Source organism: Bacteroidales bacterium (assembly GCA_035647615.1).
Taxonomy (GTDB): Bacteria; Bacteroidota; Bacteroidia; order Bacteroidales; family 4484-276; genus SABY01.
In genome coordinates, this window is record DASRND010000008.1 from 78,529 (window position 1) to 103,194 (window position 24,666).

A 24,666-nucleotide genomic window follows, 5' to 3' on the forward strand; every position below is an offset into this window, starting at 1 on the left:
TCTATCTTCACACCACCGCTTTGGTAATGTAGTTGGAATTCATAATGGCCAGAATGCCCATGTAGGTAAGGCCAAACGACACGATGTCGCCTACTTTGTAGCCTTTTTCATTTTTATCAAGATCTAATACAATCATGTCGGAGCTGGCGCCTGAAAATTCGTGCGTTTCATCATCGGGTATCAGATTACTCAGATCGATGTCGAGCAATCCGATGTCGAGAATGGCACGATAGGAAGATTTTCCGTAATCGGATTCGTTAATTTCCGGTGTTTCGCCGGCAACATTAAGCCCCATCTCACCAATGGGCACCTTCGGCTTTTTGTAAAGCTCTATGATTTCGGCATGCAATTTAAAGACATCCTTGTGCATGCCCGGTATGGTAGTTTCCTCAAACAGATCGACTCCGCGAAAAAGTGTTTCGCCAATGCGCATGTGGTTGACGCCCTTCGGGATGAGTTTTTTAAATAACAACGGAATGGTAACCGAGGAGCCGCCGGAAACCCATTCGATTTTTTTATCAAACTTAGCTTCTATCAATTGTTCGTAAAGACTAAGTTGTATCAGTTTGTCGTGCGTGGGCATTACTCCGTTCAGGCAGTTGAGGTTGGCTCCGATGCCAATAATCTCGATATTGGGAAGTTCAAACACACGCGAATAAAAATTCATCAGGTTGTCGCCCAAAACTCCCTCGCGCAAGTCGCCCATTTCTACCATGATGATAATCTTGTGCAGTTTGTTTTGTCTGCCTGCTTCATCCGAAATCATTTTGATGGTGGCGAAACTGGTGTTAAAACTAACGTCGGCATACTTTACCAAAGAAGGAATAGCTCGTTTGGCGGGCGGCTTTATGTAAACTGTTTGCACGCCCGGGTCGATGGATTTTAACGCCTTAAGATTGCTGATGCGCGAGTCGTGAGCTTCGCGCACACCAAGATCGAGCACCTCTTTGATGAAAAGTTTGTTGCCACACAAAACCTTGGTCACTACCCCCCACTCGATCTTGTGTTTTTTGAACATTTTGTTGAGAAAAGTATAATTCTCCCTCAGGTTTTTCCTGTTTAATTCTATGTGAGCCATTTTTTTATTGTCTAATCAAATGATTGATAATATTGTAAATTTTTGGGAAAGCTCAAAAAGCAAATATCAAAAACAAATAATTTGCCTTTCGCCTTTTATCTTTTGTCTTTTTATCTTTTATGTTCTTAAAGCTAATCCACAATCACGCGTGGAATATTCTGCGGCAAGCGCGCCAGCACTTCATAATTAAGCTGATCGCTAAACTCGACAAACGAGGCTACCGTAATATCCTGTTCGCCTTGATCGCCAATAAAAACTACTTCATCTCCAATTTTCACTTCTTCAATTCCTGTGATATCGATAATGAGCATGTTCATATTCACCATTCCCACCACACCCACGCGCTGACCATGAATGAGTACCCGTCCCTGATTGCTGAGCGACCGGCTGTAACCGGTGGAATATCCGGTAGGAATAATGGCGATGGTCATGTCTTGCTTAGCCAGGTAAGTGGTTCCGTAACTTACAAACTCGCCCGACTTCACACTCTTGATAGTCATCACAGTGCTCTTCCAACTAATAACATGGCTAAGCGGGTTTTGATTGGTGTGGTTGCCATGGGTGTAATAAATAAACGTTTCGGGGCTGGGCCAGAAACCATACTGCAAAATGCCCACGCGCACCATGTCCATGCGTGTTTTAGGATAAGCCACCGATGCTGCCGAACAAGCAGTGTGCATGATGTCGGGAACAATACCCTGGCGCGCCAGCCACTTGTAGGTGCGATTATAACTCTTGTATTGCTTCTGAATGCGGTAATAATTGGAGATACTTTCGGCGCCGGCATAATGAGTGCACAAGCCGCGAATAATAAAATTATCAGGATTTTGATTCAGGATTTTTACACTCTTTTTTAGCTCCAAAGGCGCTAGTCCGGTGCGATTCATGCCGGTTTCTATCTCCAGATGAATCTTAGCTTTTTTGCCGGTTTTTTTGCTGGCTTCAAGCGCCAATGGGAGCACCTCGGGTTCGAATACGTAAAACTCATATTCGTCGGCAACAGCCATCTCGATGTCGGCCGGGTCTATCCACCCCATCACCATCACATCGGCGTGGTTCTCGAGAGCGTTGCGCACCTGAACGGCTTCATCAAGACTAAAAACAGAAAAGTGATCGATGCCGCAACCTTCGGCAACAGGCACAAACTGACTGATGCCATGCCCGTAAGCGTTGGCCTTTACCACCGATGAAATGCGCACATCTTCGCCATAAAAATTACGCAGAAAGGAAAAATTATTTTCCAATGCCGATTTACTAAGTTCTATTACGGAAGGATAATGCATGGTTGGTTTTGATTTTTGGTTTTATTAAACATCATCGCGCGAAGGCTTGCCATCTCTATAAAAACGCATTTCGAGATAGGGATTTACAAACCCCATCTTTTTATAAAGAAAATTAGCCGGATTGTCCTTCTCCACGTGCAAGGCCACGTCGCCTTTTGCCAGTTGCATGCTTCGCTCCATAATTTTGCGTCCGATGCCCTGGCCGCGATAGGCCGAATTTACAGCAATGTACACCAAAATGTTTTCAGGGATGTAGCCCGACATGCCGGTTTTGTTCATCACCAAAGCACCCACAATTTTATCGTTGTGGAGCACCTCTACGATAAAACCGCCAGCCAGAGGGTTTGGATTCATTGCATAATCGATGCATCGTGCGATGTCTACTTTTTTGTCGCCATACTCGTCGAGGTGTTCGTAAAGAAAATCAACCAAATCTTGCTTCTCTTTGGTGGTAACATGATTTACCTGATTGAATACTTTTTCGGTCGTTTTCATGATTTTGTTGTTTTTAAAATTTTATTAATAAAATGTTTAGTTTCCAGCTTAATCATGTTTGATTAAAAGCCTGATCAACCAAAGCCATCGGAAGAATGTAAGCACTAAGAAAGTTTGGATGAATTGTTTCGCTGTTGGCGAAAAGAATTAAAAATATCGGGTTGATGAGCTGAGATGTGATCAAATAGAACCTACTTTTTTGTTTTTTAGATGGCCAAACTAATGCAAAAATTCGGAAAAGGGTCAAATTTTTCATTTTTTTATAACTTAAAATACAAAGCCGGAGGATTATCTTTAAAACAGAATTGCTTTAAGCGCTTGAATTAAAACCTCCTACTGTTGAACAAAGCTGTCTTGTTTAAGTTTATTGGTCACAAATTAATCAACAATAAAAAATGAAATTATGACAATGAAAAACATGTTTTTCACATTAATGCTTGCAGCGGGAATTCTTGCTTCATGCACATCAGGCGGACAGAAAACCGAAAGTAGCGATGCAAAGGAAGTAAAAGAAGCAGGCTATGATAAAGCTTATGCCGTGGATGCTACGCAAAGCACATTAGAATGGCAGGGCTACAAACCCACCGGAACGCACCATGGAACTGTAAATATTACGGATGGAATACTCACGGTAGAAAATGGCAACCTCACCGGCGGTCGCTTCGTAATCGACCTCAAATCTATCACTGTGATTGATCTTACCGATGCAAAAGATAACGCAAAGCTTACCGGCCACCTCAATTCAAGCGATTTTTTTGATACTGAAAAATATCCTGTGGCTACTTTTGTTATTACCGACGTCAACGAATTCGATAACACCATGATGAACGGCAAAAAAGAAATCGGCGACATTGTCCCCAGCCATACCATCACCGGCAACCTCACCATGAAAGATACCACCCGCAGCATCACTTTCAATGCACACATTGCGCTGGTAGATGATATGATTACCGCTGAGACCAATCAGTTTTTTCTGGACCGTGTGCGCTGGAACGTACAGTACGGTTCCAAAACCCTGTTCAACAATCTGAAAGATAATTTCATTAACGATGAGATGGGCATCGCAATCAAACTCACAGCCCGTGCAGAAGATTATGCAATGGCTGGCGAATAATATTTAGCAAGATTTAAAAAAAACCTCAAAACAAAAACCTCCTGCAACTGATGCAGGAGGTTTTTTATTAACGACACCCGATCTTTCGGATATTAATATTGGATTTTAAACATCAGCCAGCCCTCTGGTGGTTGTGGCGGTTGAACTTGTCGAAACCAGCCTGTCGAAAGGAACAACATTTACCCTGAGCATAGCCGAAGGGAACAAAGAACAACGAACACCAAACATCTCTCTAATCGTAGGGGATAAAATCCTCTTTGGTCACGCCGCATATCGGGCATGTCCAGTTGTCGGGGATATCTTCGAAGGCTGTACCGGGAGCAATGCCGGCAGGAGGATCTCCCTCGGCGGGATCGTAGATGTGACCACAGACAGTGCAACGATATTTTTTCATCGCTTTCGCCGGCTCCTTTTTGGCGCGTCGCTCGTCCTGCTTCGATGGTTTTTCGCGAAGTGTTTCGGGCTTAAGTTTCTCTTCGCGCAGATATGTCGGCGATTTTTCGGGTGAAACACCTCTTATCACATCCCGATAGTAAGCGTAGGTAAGCGGCAACTCCTCGCCGGCAATCACATCCAGATCAATCACACGTCCGATAAAAAGCACATGCGTCCCGATGCGCACCTCCTGCTCCACCTCGCATTCGTAATACGCAATACATTTCTCTGTGACTATGGGAGCTCCTGTTTTTCCAATCTTATGGCCGATATTTTCAAATTTATCAATATCGCGGCCGCTCTTGAAACCCCAGTTGCCCAAAAAATCGAGCGTAACCTCCTGCTGCAGCGCCGACACAGCAAAAACCCTGCTTTTGCGAATAAATTCTGTGGTGAGGTTATCGGCATGCGTGGCTACGGCAATGCGTGGCGGCTCAGCAGTAATCTGAAAAACCGTATTTGAAATGTGGCCATTTAATCGGGCATCGTCTTTTGAAGTAAGTAAATAAAGCCCGTAGGTAAGTTTAAAAAAAGCTTCGTAATTCATCTGGGTGTGTTTTGAACGTTAATTTTTAGACGGTAAAAGTAGTAAAGAAAATGGAAAAGTTGTCGGGTTGTCGGAAACTCGTAATTTGAATTGGATGGGGTTTGGACGAGGCTGTGCCTCGTTCAGTCTATGTTTTACAGGCTTTGCCTGTTGCTGTCTTTTTACAATTGAATTGATAAAGACAGGTGAAGCCCACCCCCAAAAGCTAACCCGAACGATAGTGAAAAATTTGTCAGTTTATCAGATTATTGTGTTGGCCAGGTAAGCAGCGCAAACTTATGACCTGAAATATGCAGCCGAGGCGACGTCTGGCAAAACATTCCGGGAGATTGCACGTTAAAACCCACATCAAAAGATTAACTTGCCGCGACATGATAAGTAAAATATCGAAAACAGGAATTGGTCTACTGATGATTGTGGTATTGTTGGCCGGCTGTCGCAACTACGAGTATTTTACAATCACCGTGCTGGAACCCGGCGAGCTTTTCCTTCCCGATCAATACCAAACCTTACTTCTGGTGCACAACACACCCTCCGATTCTGATGCAGAACGCGGTACATTGTACAACATTTTCGATCAGGTGTATTACGACTCCACCAACCGCAGCGACGCTCTGGCTGCTGCCGCCAAAAATACACTCGAAGAGATGGTAGAAATGGTCGGGAGCTTCCAAATCGAAAACCCTGATTCTGTTACCCTGCATCTGCCAGCCTATGCCACTGATTTTACTGAATTCCACATAAGTCAGCTCCGCAGGCTATGCAACCAGAACGGAGCAGAAGCGGTAGTTTTGCTGCTTTCTCTCGACAAAATCGTAAGCTATGATATTTACTATGGTAATTTGGGCAACGATGTCGGGGAATTTTCGGTGGTGATGGTGGGCAAATGGCTTTTGATAGATCCTTTTAACTCTAAACTCATCGACAACAAAACCATTCGGGATACGCTGTACATGACCATAAAAAATCCCTACAACATGTCCGACAGTGAGAACATGGCCGTCAGTCAGCAGCTTCTCACCGAAAGTGCAATACAAAATGCCATCAATTACGGAATGTATCTCTCTCCACATTTTGCGCAGAGCCAGCGGATGATCTTTCAACGCGGCCACCGTTACATCCGGCGTGGATACAAAGAAGCAAAAGATAACAACTGGACAGATGCAGCGATATGGTGGCGCAAAGTTATGCCACTGCCCGACAACAGCTTGCGCGCTATAGCGTCGTTTAATCTGGGTGTGGCCAGCGAAATGGAAGGATTGCTGGAATCTGCTCTTGACTGGGCAAAAATTTCTTATGAGTTTTTTCCCGACACGCTCAACGGCACCTATCTGCACTTACTGCAGCAGCGCCTCGACCAGCAGAAAGATATTATCATGCAAATGGAAGAGCAGGAATAGCAGCCTCCACTAAAATAATCTGCAAAAGTTTAAGCCATGATAACGAAGTGGGAACTTCGATGTCATGGCTGGTGAAACAACTTCGTGCCTGCTTCCTATGCGGCATTACGAATAATCATCGGAGGCATCCTTCTGGTAATATCGGTCGACAACCACGCGGGCGTCGCCCAGGTCGTCTTTGCCCACATACACACTTACGCCCCCCCCTATACTTTGCGACTCTTCGTTGGGTGCATCCATCCCCCATATCTCATCGCCCAGGTAAGCCTCGATTTCATTATCCATGAGCATGTTTCTGATCTGATCAGCTTGCCATGCAGTTCCCGAAAAAATTTCGGTAGGCTTTAATTCCTTAATGTCCATATCTAATGAGTTTTCGTGAATTAATCTGTTGCTAAAAGTAACACTTTTCCCTTGATTGCAGCAAAAGATAAAAAACAAAATTTTCAACAAAGTTGTCAACAAAACAGTAAAACGAATTGTGATTCTCTGCTGCGATAACAGAACTTAATATCTGTAAGGGACAGGGGTGCCTCCCGGCGAAATTATTTTCTTAATTTTGCCCACTTTTAAAAGGACGATGACGGAAAAGAAAAGTATAATTTTAGGAGCTACTGCCGTGAGCATATCAGCCATCTTGTGGGGATTTGATGGCGTAGTGCTTACTCCAAGTCTCTACAACCTCAACGTTTCCTATGTGGTATTGGTGCTGCATCTGGTACCTTTTCTTATCATGAATTTATTTCTTTACAAGCAGTACCGCACGCTGAAGCTCTTTTCGCAGGACGATTTCATCTTCATGTTTCTCGTTGCGCTCTTTGGCGGGGCCATCGGTACGCTGTCGATTGTTAAGGCTTTATTTCTGGTTAACTTCCAGAACCTTACCATCGTGGTGCTCTTGCAAAAATTACAGCCCATCTTTGGAATTGCGCTTGCCGCAATATTTTTGAAAGAAAGGCTCGGAAAATACTACATCATCTGGGCATCAGTGGCCATAGCCGCAGGGTATACCCTCACCTTCGGTTTTCATGCCCCAAATATCGAAAGTGGAATCAACACGATCTATGCAGCTGGCTTTGCACTGCTGGCGTCGTTTTCTTTTGGAAGCTCCACAGTTTTCAGCAAGCGCATCCTGAACCGTTACAACTTTACCACTGTCACTTTTTTCCGGTATGGTTTTACCTCCGTAATCATGCTTCTGGTGGTAATAATAATGGGAACCTACAGTGATATCTATAATACCACGCCACTCAACTGGCTTATCTTTTTTATCATCGCCATCACCACAGGCTCAGGAGCAATCTTCCTTTATTATTTCGGACTTAAGCGTATCAAAGCCATCATCGCCATCATCTGCGAATTATTATTCCCGATCTCAGCCATCATCTTCGACTATATTTTTAATGATTCAATACTCTCGGCAGTGCAATGGATCAGCGCCGCAGTGATGATCTTCGCCATCATCAATCTCAACCGAAAACGGGTACAGCAGGTCAAAGTCGATTAAAAGTTGTCTCATTAATAATTTTGGCGTTTGCGCTAATGAGTATTTAAAAGGTAGCTCGGATAGGTGCCTGCATATTTTAAGCTTTTGTAATCCCGATTAATGAGACTGCCCCTCTACTAACACACAGTCATAAAAAAGCCCCGGCTTTTACACCAGGGCTATGATATGAAACAACAAAGTCCTTAGCAAGACTTCGTTTTTTTTAATGCATCAACATGACCCTGCGTGTGTAGCAGGTGTCGGCAGTATAAATTTTCAAAAGATAGATTCCGTTTTGTATCGATCCAACCTGCAACTGGGTATTATCGGCAGATAAAGTATGAAAAGAAATGCTTCTGCCCGACAGGTCTGTAAGTTCTGTTGCTACGATAGGTACATCAGCCCTGATATTTATCAGATCGTTTGCCGGGTTGGGATAAACCTTTATTACACTCTTTTTGTATTCAGCGAAACCGATACTGCTATCTACAAAGATAAAATTCTGAATAGTCCTGGTGTCGGTACCATTCACGTTTTCAACCACCAGCGTTACGTCGTAATAGCCTGACACCAGATAAGTGATCAGTGGATGCTGTGCGGTGGAAGTTCCGGGACTACCGCCTTCAAAAGTCCAGTTCCAGGCAATTGGATTATTAATGGTCAGATCTGTGAACTGAACCGAATGACCCGGCCAGATGTGCGTGCTGTCAGCAGTAAAATCGGCTATCGGCAATAGTAATTCTTCTACAAAAATATAATCTACGATGGTTTTGGTATCAGTACCATAGGCATTTTCAACCACCAGCGTCACGTCGTAATATCCCGGTGAGTTGTAGGTTATCAAAGGATTCTGAACCGAAGAAGTGGCCGGCGTGCCGCCTTCAAAAGTCCAGTTCCAGGAGGTCGGATTGTTAATGGTCAAATCCGTGAACTGAACGGTGTGACCCGGCCAGGTGTGCGTGCTGTCGGCAACAAAGTCGGCTACCGGCAACAGCAATTCTTCTACGAAAATGTAGTTTTCGATGGTCTTGGTATCAGTACCGTAGGCGTTTACAACTACCAGTGTTACGTCATAATACCCTGGTGAGTTGTAGGTTACCAAAGGATCCTGAGCTATAGAAGTGGCTGGCGTGCCGCCTTCAAAAGTCCAACTCCAGGAGGTGGGATTATTGGCAGACATATCCGTGAACTGAACTGATTGACCCAGCCAGATGTGCGTGTTGTCAGCAGTAAAATCTGCAATTGGCAGCAGTGGCAACTCGCTACAACTGATTACTGCTTTCCATCCTGGCTTGTTTACGCTGTAATCGCTGTGAAAAACGAATGTGAGCGCACCTTCGGCATTGCTGGCTTCGATAGTTCCCGGCGAGGTGGTTCCGCAGTAGGTACCGATTAACGGTGCCGATGAAGAAATCCCGTTGTAAATCTTCAGCCAGTCGTAGCTGCATGAAGAATTAGGCTCAACACTAAATTCCAGAAAATCGACGATGATGTTGCTGCCTGCTGTTTCCGGCTTAAAAGTCATCGTATAGTCTTCGTTATTCCCGTAATTGCCACTGGAACCACCAGAATCGTAAAACAAACCGGTGCAGGTAGTAATGGTTTGATTGCCCATGAGAAATTCGGCATTAACAGAGATATAATTTTCTTTGACGATGGTTTCACTATTACCACCGGCATCTGTCACAGTGAGAGAAACGTCAAAGTTTCCTATTTGGCTGTAAAGCACATTTTGTGGGTTTTTTACAGTTGAAGTGGCCGGCTGACCACCTTCAAAAGTCCAGCTCCAGCTCACAGGATTCCCATACGACAAATCCGTAAAATTAACCGTGCTACCCATCGACACGGAGGTAGCCGAAGCCGAAAAGTCGGGAATCAGCGTGCCGGCATCGAGCTGTACATTAAGGTTAACCGTTGCATAGCGCGAAACCTGCACATTGTTGATGGTCTGCGGAAAATGCCCCGGTGCTGAAAAGGTGAAATTATAACTGCCGGCCTCAATCGGGCGTTGATAAAACCCTGTGACCGGACTTGTAAAAACCATCGAGCTATCCGCATCATGGTTTTCAATGCTAATCATGGCAGCCAGCGGATCGCCAGTTACCATATCCGTCACAGTACCATTTACACCATAAGTTGCCTGACGCATGTAGTTGAGCATTGATCTGTAATTATAATTCCAGTGCGCCGGAAGCTGGCTTGGCGACAGCAGCTTTGTGTTTGATAGCTCCATCGTTAGTTCGCGACACTGCTGAAAATAAGTCATGTAATCCTGGCGTGAACCAGTGATCGAATACCATTGATAACCGTTGGTGACACCGTTGTTGAGAGCAGTGAGATAACCGGTGGGGGCATAAACGTGCACCGTGTCAGCATATTCGCGGCTCACAAAGTAGAGCCAGTCATCGTCGGCATGCAGGCGCGACCAGGTATCCCACGGATAGTTGATCACCTCAGAGCCGCCGTGCGTATTGGCCGACATCACAAAATTGTTTTCTTCTGCCATTTGCATAAATGCGATTGTTTCGGGTTGCCAGGCTTTACCGTCGGGATGAGGTCCATCTTTCGGATCGGGGTAGTTGCGGTTGAGATCCACATTGTTGGCGTTGTAACGTGTAGATCCGTAAACTGTGTTGTTGCCACCGGCATACGTGCCGTCAGGATTGGCAGCGGGGTTGATCCAAATCTCCGAATTATTTACTAAAGCGGCAATCTCCGGATTGGTAGCGTAGTTCTCGAGAAGATAATCGATCATACGCAGCAGAATGATATAGCCAGCGGTTTCGTCGCCGTGCATGGTGCCGGTGTAAAGAAATTGCGGCTCAGCCTCTCGTGTGCCCACATTATCAGAAATTTTAGCAACCATCAACTGGCGCCCCTGCGTTGTTTGCCCAATGCTAAACACCTGACACAAATCGGGATATTCGATGGCATATTGGTTCATCATCGAGATGTAAGCTTCGTAAGTAGGATAGAAATCCCAATCATCGATGGCTTTGATATTGACATCGTGGAGCATGCGCGGATTTTTGATCAGCTCGCCGGGCTTGGGCAACACTTCAAAAGAAAGCTCACTTTTGAGAAAGTCAGCAAATTCTTCCTTATTTGCGTAAGCGAAAACATCATCGCCCCGCACAGCATCGATGGAGATCTGGCTCGAAAGGCGCTGCAGATCGGCGTCGGATTTCTCAAATTTGAAATAGATTTCGCCGCGTTTGCCAAAAAGCTCATTCACATTTACCTGCTGCGCCCACAAAGAACCCAGCGTTACGAAAAGTGAGAAAATTAATATCGGTAATCTTTTAAGCATTTTTTGATTTTGGTTTTTATGAAACAAATTCGTTGATTAAGCTCGATAACTGCAGATAAACAGACTTGTTGACTTTCACCACCGGAAGTCGCAGGTTGTTTTGCGCCAGGTTGAGGATTTGCAGCGCTGCCTTGATTCCTCCGGGGCTGCCATCTTCAAATAATGTCCTTATGATGTCGGACAATTGGTAGTGAACCTTGCGGGCAGCCACAAAATCGCCTTTGAGACAAAGATTTACCATCGACGAAAATTGTGCGGGGAAAGCATTGGCCACCACCGAAATTACACCTTCGGCACCCAAAGCTATCAGCGGAAGCGTCAACGCATCATCGCCCGAAATCACCTGAAATCCCTTTGGTTTGTTTTTAATAATTTGTGTTATCTGTTCAAAGTTAGCGGAAGCCTCTTTGATAGCTACAATATTTTTGAAATCGTTGGCAAGTTGCAACGTTGTTTCTGCCTGCATATTAGAGCCGGTTCGTCCTGGTACATTGTACAAAATCATCGGCACCGGCGAAACACTTGCAATGGTTTTGAAATGGTTGTAAAGCCCCTTTTGCTGTGGTTTGTTGTAATAAGGACATACCGAAAGAATGGCATCGATGCCCTCGAAGCTGCTGGATTTGATGGTTTCGACAATATCCTGTGTATTATTGCCCCCTATCCCTTTTACAATCGGCACCCGCTGGTTGCAGGTTTCGATAACGAAATCCACCACCGCATTTTTCTCGTCAGCCGACAGCGTCACCGACTCGCCGGTAGTTCCCAGAACCACCAGATAATCCACACCGCTGGTGATGGTATGTTCTACAACTTGTTGTAACGACCCGAAATCGACGGTGCCGTATTTATGAAAAGGCGTCACAAGGGCGACACCCGTTCCCGTAAAATTTTTCTTCATGGTTTTGATGTATTGAGCAGCGCGAGATATTCCATCATCGCTGATATAAATTCGTCAAAGCTCATCTGGTCGTTGGCTTTGATCATAAAATCGTAAACTGAAAGCAGGTGAGGACGATATTTTCCGGCACGCAACGTCGCATTGCCAAAACCGGCTACGTAATAAAGTGGAAGATGCTCGGTGAGCGAAAGATCGATGAGCAGGTCAAATTGCTCTTTTACGAAATCTTTTGCAAATTCATTGGCGGGAACTCCAAGAAGATTGACAGCTTTTTTCGAAAAGATGTCCATCTGCAACTGCGCCATGTAATAATCAGGAACCTCGCGCGTAGGGACATAAGCGATCACTTTCACACGCTTGCCCTCGGCTTCGAGCTGTTTCTTGAGCCGCAACACACTTTTGTATTTTTCCTCGTCGTCGAGCACAAAGATCAGCCCGATGAATTTACTGGCAGAAAGAGAGATATTTTTGGGCTCCGGCTTGCGGCTGCGTTGTTCGCGGCCAATGCGCGCAAGCATAAATCGTTGTTTGAGTGTGAAAAATATTTCTTTCATTAAAACTAGAAATAGGACATCAAAAGTAAAAAACTAAGGAAGGCAAAGATACTTTTAACAATGATATTTTGCCGGTGTTCTTAAATTATTGATGGTACCTTGCCGAAAGTCATCCGCACTTTTTCTATTTTTACAAAAAAATAAGTTTAATAACGCTATCATTATCATGAAAATATTTCCTGTCGAAAAAATCCGTGATGCCGATGCCCACACCATTGCCAACGAACCTATTGCCTCCGTCGATCTGATGGAAAGAGCCGCGCGCCAATGCTATCGCTGGATAAAAAAACATGTCGGTTGCAGTTATCCTATTCGCGTTTTTTGTGCGCCGGGCAACAATGGCGGTGATGGTTTGGTGGTGGCGCGCCTTCTGGCCCAAAAAGGGTATCAGGTGCAGGTGCATCTGGTGCGCGTTACCGACAAGAGCTCCGCCGACTTTACAACCAATCTGGAGCGTTTGCAAGAGATTCCGAAAGTCGCCATTAGCGAGATAAGCGACGGCAATAATTTTCCCGAAATTGCACCCGACGAGGTGGTGATTGATGCGATTTTTGGCTCCGGGCTTTCGCGTCCTGTCGAAGGCTTTACAGCCAGACTCATCCACCACATCAATGAGAGCGGCGCCATCATCATCGCCATCGATATGCCTTCGGGGCTCTTTGCCGATAAACCTTCCACTGCCAAAGATGCATCCATCGTCCGCGCCGATTACACCTTGTCATTTCAATTTCCAAAGCAGGCATTTTTCTATCCCGAAAACGAAAGTTATGTTGGCCAGTGGGGAATTTTTGATATTGGCCTTTCGGCAGATTTCATTGCATCTGCACCGACGAACAATTTTTATATTCAAAAATCGGATATTCAGCCTTTGCTGATGCCACGTCATAAGTTCGCACACAAAGGGACTTTTGGTCACGGCTTGCTCATTGCCGGCGGTTATGGAAAGATGGGCGCTGCGGTGATGGCAGCAGAGGCTGCTTTGCGTGCCGGTGCAGGTCTCGTTACGGCACACATCCCCGGGGCGGGTTACCAGATCATACAAACGGCTCTTCCGGAATGCATGACCAGCATCGATGCTGATGAACACAATTTTACTGTGCTGCCCGAACATCTGGAGAACTATCAGGCCATCGCTGCCGGACCGGGTCTTGGAAAAAAGCCAGAAACACAAAAAGCACTCAAGCTCCTGATCCAAAACACGCCGGTGCCACTGCTTCTCGACGCCGATGCTTTAAATATCCTTTCGGAAAATAAGACCTGGTTGGCCTTTCTACCCCCGGAGAGTATTCTCACACCACATCCAAAAGAATTTGAACGGCTGATTGGGAAAACAAAAAATGGTTTTGAACGTCACGAGATACAACGTGATTTTTCGATAAAAAACAAAGTTTTTGTGGTGTTAAAAGGCGGTTACACCTGCATCTCCACCCCCGACGGACGCTGCTTTTTCAATAGCACCGGCAACGCAGGCATGGGAACCGGCGGTACCGGCGACGTGCTTACAGGCGTGTTGCTGGGATTGCTGGCGCAATGTTACCCAACATTACACGCTTGCCTGCTGGGCGTTTATCTGCATGGATTGGCGGGCGACATCGCTGCGAGGAAGTTATCGATGCAGGCCATGATCGCCGGCGACGTTACCAAATATTTGGGCAAGGCCTATAAAAAAACACAGGACGCTTCGTGAAATGTTGCCGAAACAACGCTTCACAAAACGTCCTGAATGTGCTTAATAAAACGTTCGTCTTATTAGGCCACTAATCCCGTAGCAATTATAAAAGTAGCTGCAAAAGCAACGATGGCATACAATTCTGGGAAAACTGCCAGAATCATCGTTTTGCCAAAAACATCATATCCTGATCCGATGCCGGCGATGCCGTTGGCACAGATGCTTCCCTGGCGAATGGCCGAGAGCAATGCTACAAGACCCAATGCAACGCCAGCGCCAAAGATGGCGGTACCTTGCAACATCGTCATACTTTCATTAATGATACCCAGGTTGTTGATCACAAAAAATCCTGCAAAGCCATACAGACCTTGCGTACCCGGCAACGCGCTAAGCAGCATGTAATTACCGAAAGCTTCGTCGTTTTTCTTCAGTGCGCCGATGGCAGCATTGCCTCCCATCGTTACACCATAAGCACTGCCTATCCCCGAAAGGGCAATCATCAGCGCCAGGCCCACATAAGTTAAAATTAATGGTAATGCCATAATAAATTGTCTCCTTTTGTTTTGTTGTTTTATTTATTAAAAAATCTTTGATTGCTAATTCTAATCCATCATTAAATCAAGTTTTCGCTTGCAGCCTCTTTCTTTTTCATAAAAGGCCTGTAAGGCTTGCCGCCACCTTGAAATCCTGCATTTTTATAAAATTCGACGAAAGTAAGACGCAACGGATGCACAAAAGCACCCAACGAAGCCATGAAAATATTGAGGCCATGGCCAATGAGCAATATCACCAAAAAGATGATTTGACTCACCACCGGAATACTGCCACTCATTTGCGAGGCCAGGTCGTTAAAAACATATCCCAAAATACCGCTCGAAACACCCAATGCAAACAGACGTATGTACGACAGCAAGTCGCCCATCACACCGGTAACCATCGAATAAACATCCCATAGTCCTCCACCAAAATTGATAAAAACATTTTTGCCGGGGTTGTTCATAAAAAGAATGAGTATGCCACTGACGCCGAGCAAAATGTATAGTAATATGGTGAACAGTTGCTGGTTATTATCGCTATGAACCATAAAAAGCACCGCCCCGCCAATGATGAGCAATATCCACCCTATAGTAGAAAGCGCATATTGGAAACCATACTGCCGCGTAAGGTTGATGACCTTGATGACCATGCCATAGAGAATCTGGATGGCGCCCAAAAGCAGGGCGAGATAAAACATCTTATCCGATTCGAGCATGTATTCGCGCACGCCTGCAAGCCAGCTAACGCTGCCCTCGTCGTACATCTCTATCAGGTTGAGGCCAAAGAAGGTTCCCGTAAGGGCACCAAAAATAATGGTAGCCACGCCAAGCCATTGTGCGAGCGTAAGAATTCTTTTCATCATCCCACCCACACGGGGTTTGGCAATGGTAGCACCGATAATGAAAAGTAACCCATAGCCGGCATCGCCTAAGCAGAAGCCAAAGAACATCATAAAGAAAGGTGCGAAAAATGGAACGAGATCCATCTCGCCGTATTTGGGCAGCGAATAAAGGTTGCTGATAGGCTCGAAAAGCTTGCTGAAGTTTCCGTTTTTGAGCAGGATGGGAACTTTCTCTCCTTTTACAGGATTCTCCGTAAGGAAAAAGAGGTCGTGCTGTTTCAGAAATTCATCTACAGCCACAACTTTTTGATTGGGCACCCAGCCCTGCAGGATGCGCAACTGATCGTCGGCTTCGGAAGCGCTGTTTTGCACCACATTGCTAAAGTTGATCTGGTCGAGCAGCTCGTTGCGGGCAGCAGTCAGTTTGGGTACAAAAGCACTTGCATAATTGCTAAAGTAGTTGCTGATTTCGGTAGCGCGCTCTTCGAGTTTTTCGCGCTCGGCTATAACTCCGGAGGCTGCCCGTTCGGGCGTTCGCACCTCTTCGGCCTCGATCTCGATAGCTTCCTTTCCGGTATCTACAATTACGAAATACACCTGGCCATCGGTTTCGCTGATTACCTCAAGATTATATTGCTCAGCCCATTCCGGCTTGTATTTTCGCTGATTCGCCACATAAAAACGGAGTTTAAATCCGTTGGCTTCGAGCTTGTCGAACATGGCACGATCGAAATTGCCCCAGGGACGCAAAATCCGGTATAACTTTTCGAGCGATGCTCCCTTCTGCCTGTTGTCGTCGATTTCGACTTGCATGGCAGATATTTTATCGAGGATTTCCTGTGCCGAAAGATCGGTATCTGCAGTTGATCCTTCTCCTTCTTGAATCTTTGCCGATAGAAATTTAATGGTACGATCGTACTGCCTGAGTAGTTCAATCTTTTGCTGTGTTGCAGCGTCGGGTTCTACACCGCGATCGGCTACATCCACCATTCCGAGATTTTGCAGATCATCAAGGAACTGCTCAAAGTCGGCGTGATGCACCAGCATCGAATATTTTTTCATGGGAAGAATCATGCTATGGCCTCCTCAAGTTTTTGTTCCATGCGCGTCTTTACAATCTTTTGTGCCGCTTTGGAGAGGTTTTCTTCGTCTTCCATAAAACGTTTTATCTTTAAGATGGCTTCTTCGTAGCCCGGAATCTGTACCTTTTCGTAAAGGTTTACTTTCTGTGTGGTTTTTTTGCGGGCAAAGTCGAGCAGCTCGGTTTTGCGTACAAAAACATCGCGCTCCAGCGCCAGACGTGCCATCGATTTTAATATGGTGATACCCTCCAGAAACCACGATGGGCTGCTGAAGATACTGAAAGGCCGGATTTCGAATTCGATATTTTCTAGTACCGGCGTTTTAACACCAGCAATTTTCTTCACCGAAAGCGAAACATCTTTTATGGCAAGCAGGTCGGGTTCAAATTCGCTCCACATACGCAGCAGCGCCGAGCCTTCCTGTTTGCGCTTCTCCAGATCTTCGTTCAAACGGTCAGCTTCGTTACGGGCTTTCTTCACCTCAACGCGCAACGCCGACTCCTTATTTTTAAGCGTAGGCAATGCGTTAAGCCTTACCTTCAACTGCTTGTTAAGTGCCTGTAAAGAAGTTTTGTTATAATTAAATTTTATCGCCATAATTTACAAACTGTTATCAGGATGGCCAGAACTTACTGACGAACTCCTGCTTGATGCCAACCTCGGCGGGTTCAAAAAATTCGGCAAACAAGCCCCAGGTTCTGTCGAGCATCTCTTCGGCACCAATATTCACATCGATGGCCAGCAGGTCGTTGGCGTATCTTTTGGCGAAAGCCAGTGCCCGCTCATCGAAGTCGGTAAGGTCGAAACCATTTTCGAGCTTCGTCTTGGCATTCGCAGCCTCAGCGTAAAGCTTGATAGCAGCGTTCATCACCTGCCCATGGTCGCTACGTGTGTCTTTACCAATCACGTTTTGTTTAAGCCGCGACAAACTGCGGAACGGGTCAATGATTACTTTAGAAATATCGCTGTCGTGGCGCAGGTAGAGCTGCCCTTCGGTAATGTAGCCGGTGTTGTCGGGGATGGCATGCGTAATGTCGCCACCCGAAAGCGTTGTCACGGCAATGATGGTAATGGAGCCACCGGATGGCAGTTGTACAGCTTTCTCGTAAATTTTTGCCAAGTCGCTGTAGAGCGATCCGGGCATGCTGTCCTTGCTGGGAATCTGGTCCATCCTGTTGGAAACGATGGCCAGCGCGTCGGCAAAAAGCGTCATGTCGGTGAGCAACACCAAAACGGTTTCGTTTTTTTCGACAGCAAAATATTCGGCTGCCGTGAGGGCCATGTCTGGGATGAGCAGGCGCTCTACCGGCGGGTCGTCGGTGGTATTCACAAAGCTGATGATGCGGTCGAGCGCACCGGCATTGTCGAATACATTTTTATAAAATAAATAATCATCGTTGGTAAGCCCCATTCCGCCGAGGATGATCTTGTCGGCCTTGGCGCGCAATGCAACCATGGCCATCACCACGTTGAAGGGCTGGTCGGAGTCAGTAAAGAAAGGAATCTTCTGCCCCGACACCAGCGAGTTGTTCATGTCGATGCCGGCGATACCGGTAAAGATCATGTTGCTAGGTTTTTTACGCTGAACGGGATTTACCGACGGGCCTCCGATCTCAACCTCCCGGCCTTCCACACGCGGACCACCATCGATGGGATCGCCGTATGCATTAAAAAAGCGTCCGGCCAGGGCATCGCTCACTTTGAGCGTGGGCGCCTTGCCCAGAAAGGTTACTTCGGCATTGGTTGGAATTCCCTCGGTACCACCGAAAACCTGCAGTGTAACGTTGTCGTCGATTATCTTTACCACCTGCGCCATCTTGTCGCCAATCATGGCCAGCTCTTCGCTGCCTACGCCGGTGGCATGCAGCACACAGGTAGCTTTGGTAATCTGATCGATCCTGGTGTATATCTTTTGAAAAGCCTTTGTTTGCATAATAATGTATTAATGAGCTTTGTAAAATAGTTGTATTAGGCTGTCGCAGCGACAGGGCGGTATTTTTTGAGTTCTTCGGTGAGTTGTTTATGAAATTTCTCAAATTCCTCCGACTCGAACTTCGTATAGTTCATTTGTTTCAGGATGTTGATGAGACTCCGGAAGTAGCTGTTGACCTCCTCAAAATGATCAAACTCGTAATCCTCCTTCAAGATGCCGATCACCAGATCCATCATATATTTCTGACGTTTGATAGGTGTTTGGGCATCCACTTCGTCGAAAGCATCCTGTTGCAAAATCACAAAATCGAAAACTTCTGATTTCCAAAAGCGGATATGATATTCGATAGGCACCCCATCGTCGCCAAGGATATTGATTTGTTCGTAGGCCTCTTTGCCACGCACCAGCAGGTTCCGCGCATATTGAAGCTGATCAAACCATTCTTCGCCCACATTGTCGTGCAGATATTCGATCACCTCGTCATATTCGAGATACTTGGAGTAGCTTTCGATGGGATCGACAGCGGGATAGCGTTTGCTATCGGCACGCGACTGCGACAAAGCATAAAAACAACGCGCCACTTTTTTGGTCGATTCGGTCACAGGTTCTTTCAGGTTTCCACCTGCCGGCGACACAGTACCAATAAAGGTAATACTTCCGGTTTTGTCGTTTGGCAAAATCACATATCCGGCGCGGGAGTAGAAGTTAGAAATAATGGCAGGCAAATCCATGGGATAAGCATCCTGACCGGGCAACTCTTCCAGGCGATTCGACATTTCGCGCAGCGCCTGTGCCCAGCGTGAAGTAGAGTCGGCCAACATCAGCACCTTCAATCCCATCGCGCGGTAATATTCGGCAAGGGTCATGGCAGTGTAAACCGATGCTTCGCGGGCGGCCACGGGCATGTTAGAAGTGTTGGCGATAATGGTGGTACGTTCCATAAGGGTTCGTCCGGTACGTGGGTCGATGAGCTCTGGAAATTCAGTAAAAACCTCCACTACCTCATTGGCACGCTCACCACAAGCTGCCATCACGATCATGTCGGCCTCGGCATATTTGCTCAAAGCATGTTGCAGCACCGTTTTGCCGGTACCGAAAGCGCCGGGTGTAAAACCTGTTCCTCCTTCCACAATAGGATTGAGCGAGTCGATGCAGCGGACACCGGTTTCGAGCATACGGAAGGGCCGGGGCTTTTCTTTGTAAGCTCTGATGGGAACTTTTACAGGCCATTTCTGCGCCATGCGAACCTCATGCGTTTTGCCCTGGGTATCGGTGAGGATGGCTACCACATCAAGGATGGTGTAACTTCCGGCAGCAGCCACACTTTTCAAGGTAAATTTGCCTTCAAATTTAAAAGGTACCATGATCTTGTGGGGCATCCAGTTTTCTTTTACTTCGCCCAGCCAGGAGCCTGCTTCTACCAAATCGCCTACGCGTGCCAGCGGTTTAAATTCCCACTTCTTGTCGTCTTCGAGCGGATTGGTGTATTCGCCTCGATTCAGAAAAACACTTTCCATCTTATCGAGGTCATTTTGCAGGCCGTCGAAGTTTTTGGAGAGAATTCCGGGACCCAAAGTCACTTCGAGCATATGGCTCGTGAACTCCACCACCGTGCCTAACTTAAGGTTGCGTGTACTCTCAAAAACCTGCACATAGGCTTTTTTGCCCATTATCTTGATCACCTCGGCCATCAGACGCACGTTATCATGAATGATGTAACATATCTCATTTTGGGCCACGGGTCCGTCAACGGTAACAATTACTAGATTGGAGATGATTCCGGATACTGATCCTTTTGTCATTTAAAAATATTTTGAGAATAAATAGATACTTATTGTTGTAGCACAAAGTGCTGACCGTTAGACTGGAACTCCCAATTTTGAGATTGATCGTCCCACGTAAAATCGCCGGTTTCGCCGGTGTTGCCGCCGCTAAGTTTCTGCACATGAATCGTATTCTTTTCAGCAGTGAGTTGATAAGTGTCGCCGCCGTTTTTAACGATGCGTGTTTGTTTTTCGACAGCATTCATTGCCAACGGATTACTACCCGACCAAAACTCGATGGAGTTGAGCACAATACCATCAGCGAGCAAAGTAACGGAGTAAACCGGAATCACAAGCATGGCAAAAAACACCAGCTCGGAACCCCACCGGCCATCAATATCCATATTCCAGTTGTAGAGATTATTGGTAAGCTGAAACGAACCGATGCAGCTTTGTTGAGTTAGTGTAGTTCCCAGCAGAATGACTGCCAGTAGTAGTACTTTTATCTTTTTCATATCTTCCTTAATAATTTATTAATGAAATAAATTGTTGATGATCAGGTACGTTTTATTTGTTGCAAATTAAATTCGTCGGGCAATTTATAATCGCGTGTAAGGCGGTCGAGCAACTGGTCGAACATGCTACGTCCGGTCTCCGGATCAAGGCGCATCCAGCGTTCGGCTATACTTAGCTGAAGCATAAAAGCCAGCAGGCGTTCGATGGTAAAATATTCGAAGAAGGTATGTTCGTCGATCCACTGCCATTTTAAAAGATCGAGATTTTTCTCGCGCTCGGTGATGGTGTCACTTTGCCAGGCAGCCAGAATTTTTTCTGTTTCTGCAAAGTCCTGCATCAGGCCAAAATCGCGTGCACTGCTACGCTGTATACTTTGCGTCACCACATTGTCGCCAATGAGCTGATTGGACAGCGGCATCTCGTGCTCGCGCAAAGCCATCGCTGTGGTTACATTAGTAAAATCGAGCAGGAAGCTATAGTATTTGCGAAGAAAATCGTTGTTGAGCGACAGCAGGTGGTCATAGAAATGCTTGTCGAGAACAGCTTCCCAAGGCATCTCATTATTGTCGCGTTCGTCATTTTTAAACTGCGTAATAAAATCGCGCATGTAATTCGGAATCCGGTCATCGCTTTCGCGGATTTCTTCTTCGAGGAGGTCGCGGCTATAGTTGGCCATCTCTTGCCACGGCTTGTCGTTTTTGAGCAGCAGGCTGAGCAGATTTTGATTGTCGTATTTCAAAAACAGCACTTCTATCAGCGCATAGTCGTCGGGATGCAGCGTCTTGCGAAACTCTTCTTTAAAAGCTTCTACCGACACCTTGGCTCTGTTTTCGTCGAGAAAAAGATCAGGGAGCCCGGCAACCTCGTAATAATAATGGCGTTTGAAAAGCATGCTATTTGATTTCGTCAAAAAATTTACGGGTCCGCGGGCGGAGATATTGGTTGAAGAATAATTTAAAATCCTCATCAGTAAAGCTAATCTTATAGCTGCCATCTTTGGGTCCAAGCTTAAAGCCGCTTTTGATACCTTCTTCAAAGTCGATGTTCACACCACCTTTCACTTTTTCAGCCACCTTCTTCGTAAGGACACCTTCGAGCTGTTTGTGGTCTTCTTTCGACATAAATACGGTAATATCTTTTCCATGCTGCTCTATCTGATCCCAGTTGTCGGCCATTTTGAGCAAAAGATTTTTTACAAAATCCTTGTCATCAAAGGCCTGATCGATGGCCTCATTTACAGCTTTGTCGACCAACAAATCGGTGATGCGTTGTTTGATGCTTGTAACAGCCTGCCGGGTGGTCATCTGTAACTCCGAATCGGTATTTTTCTTAAGCTCTTCGGAAGATTGGCGTGCATCAGCTAGAATCTTCTCAGCATCGGCACGCGCTGTTTTTAGTATCTCTTCTGATTCTTTTTTGGCTTTAGCCACAAGATCGGCTGCTTCTTTCTTTCCTTTTTCAACACCTTCGTCGTAAATACGTGTTGTTAGTTCCTGCAGTTTATCATTCATAGTTTATTTGCTAAAAGTTGCTTAACACAATGCTGTAAAAGTCCGCAAAGATAAATGATTTGTATCGACCTATTATAGTTAAAGCATTCTAAAAAAATAGAATCACACAAATCGGAGCACAACTTTAACCTGATCGATCAGAAATTATTATAGCCTTCTTTGAAACAAATAAAATTATCAACGTTCTGTAAGCAATTGAAAGAGCTGAAAACACGCGGCCGCAGCGGATTTATCGTTAAATTGTGCTCGCAGTGTTTGATAACTTTACCACCCCGCTTCACCCAAATCAGGAGGCTATTAACTTATTTTTGCCTCCCGGACAATTAGCAGGAAAACAAATTAATGATGACAGTAGAATATAGTGATGATCTGGTACGCTCGCTCGAATGGAACGAGCACATACAAACGCGCCCCGGCATGTACATTGGCAAGCTGGGCGACGGCTCCTCGCAGGACGATGGCATTTATGTATTAATAAAAGAAATCCTCGACAACTCCATTGATGAATTTGTGATGGGCAACGGACGGCGCATCGATGTAAACATCGACGATCGCAAGGTGAGCATCCGCGACTACGGGCGCGGCATACCGCTCGGCAAGGTGGTGGATTGTGTAGCCAAAATCAACACCGGCGCCAAATACGATAGCAAGGTTTTTAAAAAATCGGTAGGTTTGAATGGCGTGGGCGCCAAAGCGGTAAATGCGCTATCGTCGTTTTTTATGGCCCAATCGGTGCGCGAAAACAAGACCAAAATTGTAGAATTTAGCGGCGGAGTAAAAACAAAGGAAGATCCACTTGCCGACACCACCGAGCGCGACGGAACCATCATCACCTTTGTGCCCGACACCAAATATTTCGGCAACTTTCATTTTATTCCTGAATATGTAGAGAAACTCTTGTGGAACTATGTTTTCCTCAACAACGGGCTGAGCATCTATTACAATGGAGAACGGTTTTTTGCTAAAAATGGCCTGCACGATCTTTTGGAACGCAACATAAATGGCGATGCGATCTATCCGATCATCCATCTCAAAGAGGACGATCTGGAGTTTGCCTTTACCCACATGAACAATCAGTATGGTGAGGAATACCATTCGTTTGTGAACGGACAAAATACCACGCAGGGTGGCACCCACCAGGCTGCTTTCCGCGAAGCCATCGTAAAAACCATGCGCGAGTTTTATAAAAAAGATTTCGAGCCCGGCGATGTGCGAGCTTCCATCGTGGTTGCGTTGAGCATCAAAGTACAGGAGCCTATATTTGAGTCGCAAACCAAGACAAAGCTTGGCTCTCAATACCTGGAGCCCGACGGACAAACTGTTCGCAACTACGTGATGGACATTGTAACACGCAACCTTGACAACTATCTTCACAAGAATCCCGCAATCGCCGAGACTATCTTACAGAAAATCCTCAGCAGCGAGAAAGAACGTAAAGACATCGCCGGTATCAAAAAACTGGCTCGGGAGAGTGTTAAGAAAGCCAGTCTGCACAACAAAAAGCTGCGCGACTGCCGGGTGCATTACAACCAAAACCACGACCGGCGCCTGGAAACAACGCTCTTTATCACCGAGGGCGATTCGGCCAGCGGCTCCATTACCAAAAGCCGCGACGTGAATACCCAGGCGGTATTCTCGCTCAAGGGAAAACCGCTCAACTCCTACGGCATGACCAAAAAGATCGTTTACCAAAACGAGGAATTCAACCTGCTGCAGGCTGCGCTCAACATCGACGAAGACCTTGAAAATCTACGCTACAACAACATCGTTGTCGCCACCGATGCCGACGTCGACGGCATGCACATCCGCCTGCTGCTGCTCACCTTTTTCCTGCAGTATTATCCCGACCTGGTGAAATCAGGCCACCTGTACATCCTGCAAACACCGCTGTTCAGGGTGCGCAACAAGAAAGAAACCATCTATTGCTACTCGGAAGAGGAGCGCGTGCAGGCACTCAAAAAGCTGGGGGTTAACCCTGAGATTACCCGCTTCAAAGGGCTGGGTGAGATTTCGCCCGACGAGTTCAAACACTTTATCGGCGGCTCTATGCGCCTCGATCCGGTGATACTAAAAAAAGGTCAGCCGTTGGGCGACATGCTGTCGTTTTATATGGGTAAAAACACCCCCGACCGCCAGAGCTTTATCATCGATAATCTGAAATATGAGGAGGTGATGTAGAAGGGAGAGGTTAGAGCAAATTGACGACTTTTG

At 46.1% G+C, this 24,666-nt stretch carries 22 protein-coding genes and 1 pseudogene; 5 read left to right on the forward strand and 18 right to left on the reverse strand.

What is annotated here, in order from left to right; translation table 11 throughout:
* Positions 1-7: 7 nt before the first annotated feature.
* The 4 genes from VFC92_03940 to VFC92_03955 all read right to left on the reverse strand — a co-directional run bounded on the left by VFC92_03940 (position 8) and on the right by VFC92_03955 (position 3,112).
* The gene (locus VFC92_03940) at positions 8-1,078 is read right to left on the reverse strand and encodes an alanine/ornithine racemase family PLP-dependent enzyme (protein ID HZK07330.1); all 1,071 of its coding nucleotides are present in this window, start codon (positions 1,076-1,078) and stop codon (positions 8-10) included.
* Between the two features lie 131 nt (positions 1,079-1,209).
* Positions 1,210-2,361 (reverse strand): alanine racemase, encoded by a 1,152-nt coding sequence (alr, locus tag VFC92_03945; GenBank protein ID HZK07331.1) that lies wholly within the window; start codon positions 2,359-2,361, stop codon positions 1,210-1,212.
* 24 nt (positions 2,362-2,385) lie between these two features.
* On the reverse strand, positions 2,386-2,856 hold the full coding sequence (locus VFC92_03950) for a GNAT family N-acetyltransferase (protein ID HZK07332.1): 471 nt from the start codon (positions 2,854-2,856) through the stop codon (positions 2,386-2,388).
* A 52-nt stretch (positions 2,857-2,908) separates the two neighbouring features.
* On the reverse strand, positions 2,909-3,112 hold the full coding sequence (locus VFC92_03955; protein ID HZK07333.1) for a hypothetical protein: 204 nt from the start codon (positions 3,110-3,112) through the stop codon (positions 2,909-2,911).
* A 147-nt stretch (positions 3,113-3,259) separates the two neighbouring features.
* Here VFC92_03955 and VFC92_03960 point away from each other — a divergent pair, with 147 nt between their 5' ends.
* Positions 3,260-3,970, forward strand: coding sequence for a YceI family protein (locus VFC92_03960; GenBank protein HZK07334.1), 711 nt, complete (start codon positions 3,260-3,262; stop codon positions 3,968-3,970).
* Between the two features lie 232 nt (positions 3,971-4,202).
* Here the strand turns inward: VFC92_03960 and VFC92_03965 are convergent, their stop codons facing one another.
* Positions 4,203-4,364 (reverse strand): rubredoxin, encoded by a 162-nt coding sequence (locus tag VFC92_03965; GenBank protein HZK07335.1) that lies wholly within the window; start codon positions 4,362-4,364, stop codon positions 4,203-4,205.
* Positions 4,365-4,517: 153 nt separating this feature from the next.
* Positions 4,518-4,952: pseudogene (locus VFC92_03970) on the reverse strand (flavin reductase family protein).
* Positions 4,953-5,323: 371 nt separating this feature from the next.
* Between VFC92_03970 and VFC92_03975 the strand changes: the two are divergent.
* Positions 5,324-6,352 (forward strand): DUF6340 family protein, encoded by a 1,029-nt coding sequence (locus tag VFC92_03975; protein ID HZK07336.1) that lies wholly within the window; start codon positions 5,324-5,326, stop codon positions 6,350-6,352.
* Positions 6,353-6,457: 105 nt separating this feature from the next.
* Here the strand turns inward: VFC92_03975 and VFC92_03980 are convergent, their stop codons facing one another.
* Positions 6,458-6,715, reverse strand: a complete 258-nt coding sequence (locus VFC92_03980) for a hypothetical protein (protein ID HZK07337.1) — start codon at positions 6,713-6,715, stop codon at positions 6,458-6,460.
* Positions 6,716-6,932: 217 nt separating this feature from the next.
* Here VFC92_03980 and VFC92_03985 point away from each other — a divergent pair, with 217 nt between their 5' ends.
* Entirely contained in the window at positions 6,933-7,859 is a 927-nt protein-coding gene (locus VFC92_03985) for a DMT family transporter (protein HZK07338.1), read from the forward strand.
* A 202-nt stretch (positions 7,860-8,061) separates the two neighbouring features.
* Here the strand turns inward: VFC92_03985 and VFC92_03990 are convergent, their stop codons facing one another.
* Genes VFC92_03990 through VFC92_04000 form a run of 3 tightly spaced genes read right to left on the reverse strand, consistent with a single transcriptional unit; the run spans position 8,062 to position 12,603 of the window.
* The gene (locus VFC92_03990; GenBank protein ID HZK07339.1) at positions 8,062-11,148 is read right to left on the reverse strand and encodes a M14 family zinc carboxypeptidase; all 3,087 of its coding nucleotides are present in this window, start codon (positions 11,146-11,148) and stop codon (positions 8,062-8,064) included.
* Between the two features lie 16 nt (positions 11,149-11,164).
* A complete protein-coding gene (gene dapA, locus VFC92_03995; protein ID HZK07340.1) occupies positions 11,165-12,049 on the reverse strand; it encodes a 4-hydroxy-tetrahydrodipicolinate synthase in 885 nt (294 codons plus the stop codon).
* Complete coding sequence (locus VFC92_04000) at positions 12,046-12,603, reverse strand: hypothetical protein (GenBank protein HZK07341.1); 558 nt, start codon at positions 12,601-12,603, stop codon at positions 12,046-12,048. The genes dapA and VFC92_04000 overlap by 4 nt, the downstream gene beginning before the upstream one ends.
* 166 nt (positions 12,604-12,769) lie before the next feature.
* Between VFC92_04000 and VFC92_04005 the strand changes: the two genes are divergently transcribed.
* Positions 12,770-14,290, forward strand: coding sequence for an NAD(P)H-hydrate dehydratase (locus VFC92_04005; protein ID HZK07342.1), 1,521 nt, complete (start codon positions 12,770-12,772; stop codon positions 14,288-14,290).
* Positions 14,291-14,352: 62 nt separating this feature from the next.
* Here the strand turns inward: VFC92_04005 and VFC92_04010 are convergent, their stop codons facing one another.
* The 8 genes from VFC92_04010 to VFC92_04045 form a co-directional block, all read right to left on the reverse strand.
* Positions 14,353-14,814: a V-type ATP synthase subunit K gene (locus tag VFC92_04010; GenBank protein ID HZK07343.1), complete on the reverse strand. Its 462-nt coding sequence runs from the start codon at positions 14,812-14,814 to the stop codon at positions 14,353-14,355.
* A 71-nt stretch (positions 14,815-14,885) separates the two neighbouring features.
* On the reverse strand, positions 14,886-16,712 hold the full coding sequence (locus tag VFC92_04015; protein ID HZK07344.1) for a hypothetical protein: 1,827 nt from the start codon (positions 16,710-16,712) through the stop codon (positions 14,886-14,888).
* Between the two features lie 8 nt (positions 16,713-16,720).
* On the reverse strand, positions 16,721-17,329 hold the full coding sequence (locus tag VFC92_04020) for a V-type ATP synthase subunit D (GenBank protein ID HZK07345.1): 609 nt from the start codon (positions 17,327-17,329) through the stop codon (positions 16,721-16,723).
* 16 nt (positions 17,330-17,345) lie between these two features.
* Positions 17,346-18,665, reverse strand: a complete 1,320-nt coding sequence (locus VFC92_04025) for a V-type ATP synthase subunit B (GenBank protein HZK07346.1) — start codon at positions 18,663-18,665, stop codon at positions 17,346-17,348.
* Positions 18,666-18,700: 35 nt separating this feature from the next.
* Positions 18,701-20,467, reverse strand: a complete 1,767-nt coding sequence (locus VFC92_04030) for a V-type ATP synthase subunit A (protein ID HZK07347.1) — start codon at positions 20,465-20,467, stop codon at positions 18,701-18,703.
* Between the two features lie 29 nt (positions 20,468-20,496).
* Entirely contained in the window at positions 20,497-20,943 is a 447-nt protein-coding gene (locus tag VFC92_04035) for a DUF3332 domain-containing protein (GenBank protein HZK07348.1), read from the reverse strand.
* A gap of 41 nt (positions 20,944-20,984) precedes the next feature.
* Positions 20,985-21,836 carry a DUF2764 family protein gene (locus tag VFC92_04040; GenBank protein ID HZK07349.1) on the reverse strand — a complete coding sequence of 284 codons (852 nt, stop codon included), beginning with the start codon at positions 21,834-21,836 and terminating at the stop codon, positions 20,985-20,987.
* Between the two features lies 1 nt (position 21,837).
* The gene (locus tag VFC92_04045; protein ID HZK07350.1) at positions 21,838-22,455 is read right to left on the reverse strand and encodes a hypothetical protein; all 618 of its coding nucleotides are present in this window, start codon (positions 22,453-22,455) and stop codon (positions 21,838-21,840) included.
* 345 nt (positions 22,456-22,800) lie between these two features.
* Here VFC92_04045 and VFC92_04050 point away from each other — a divergent pair, with 345 nt between their 5' ends.
* A complete protein-coding gene (locus tag VFC92_04050; GenBank protein HZK07351.1) occupies positions 22,801-24,633 on the forward strand; it encodes a DNA topoisomerase IV subunit B in 1,833 nt (610 codons plus the stop codon).
* Positions 24,634-24,666 lie beyond the last annotated feature (33 nt).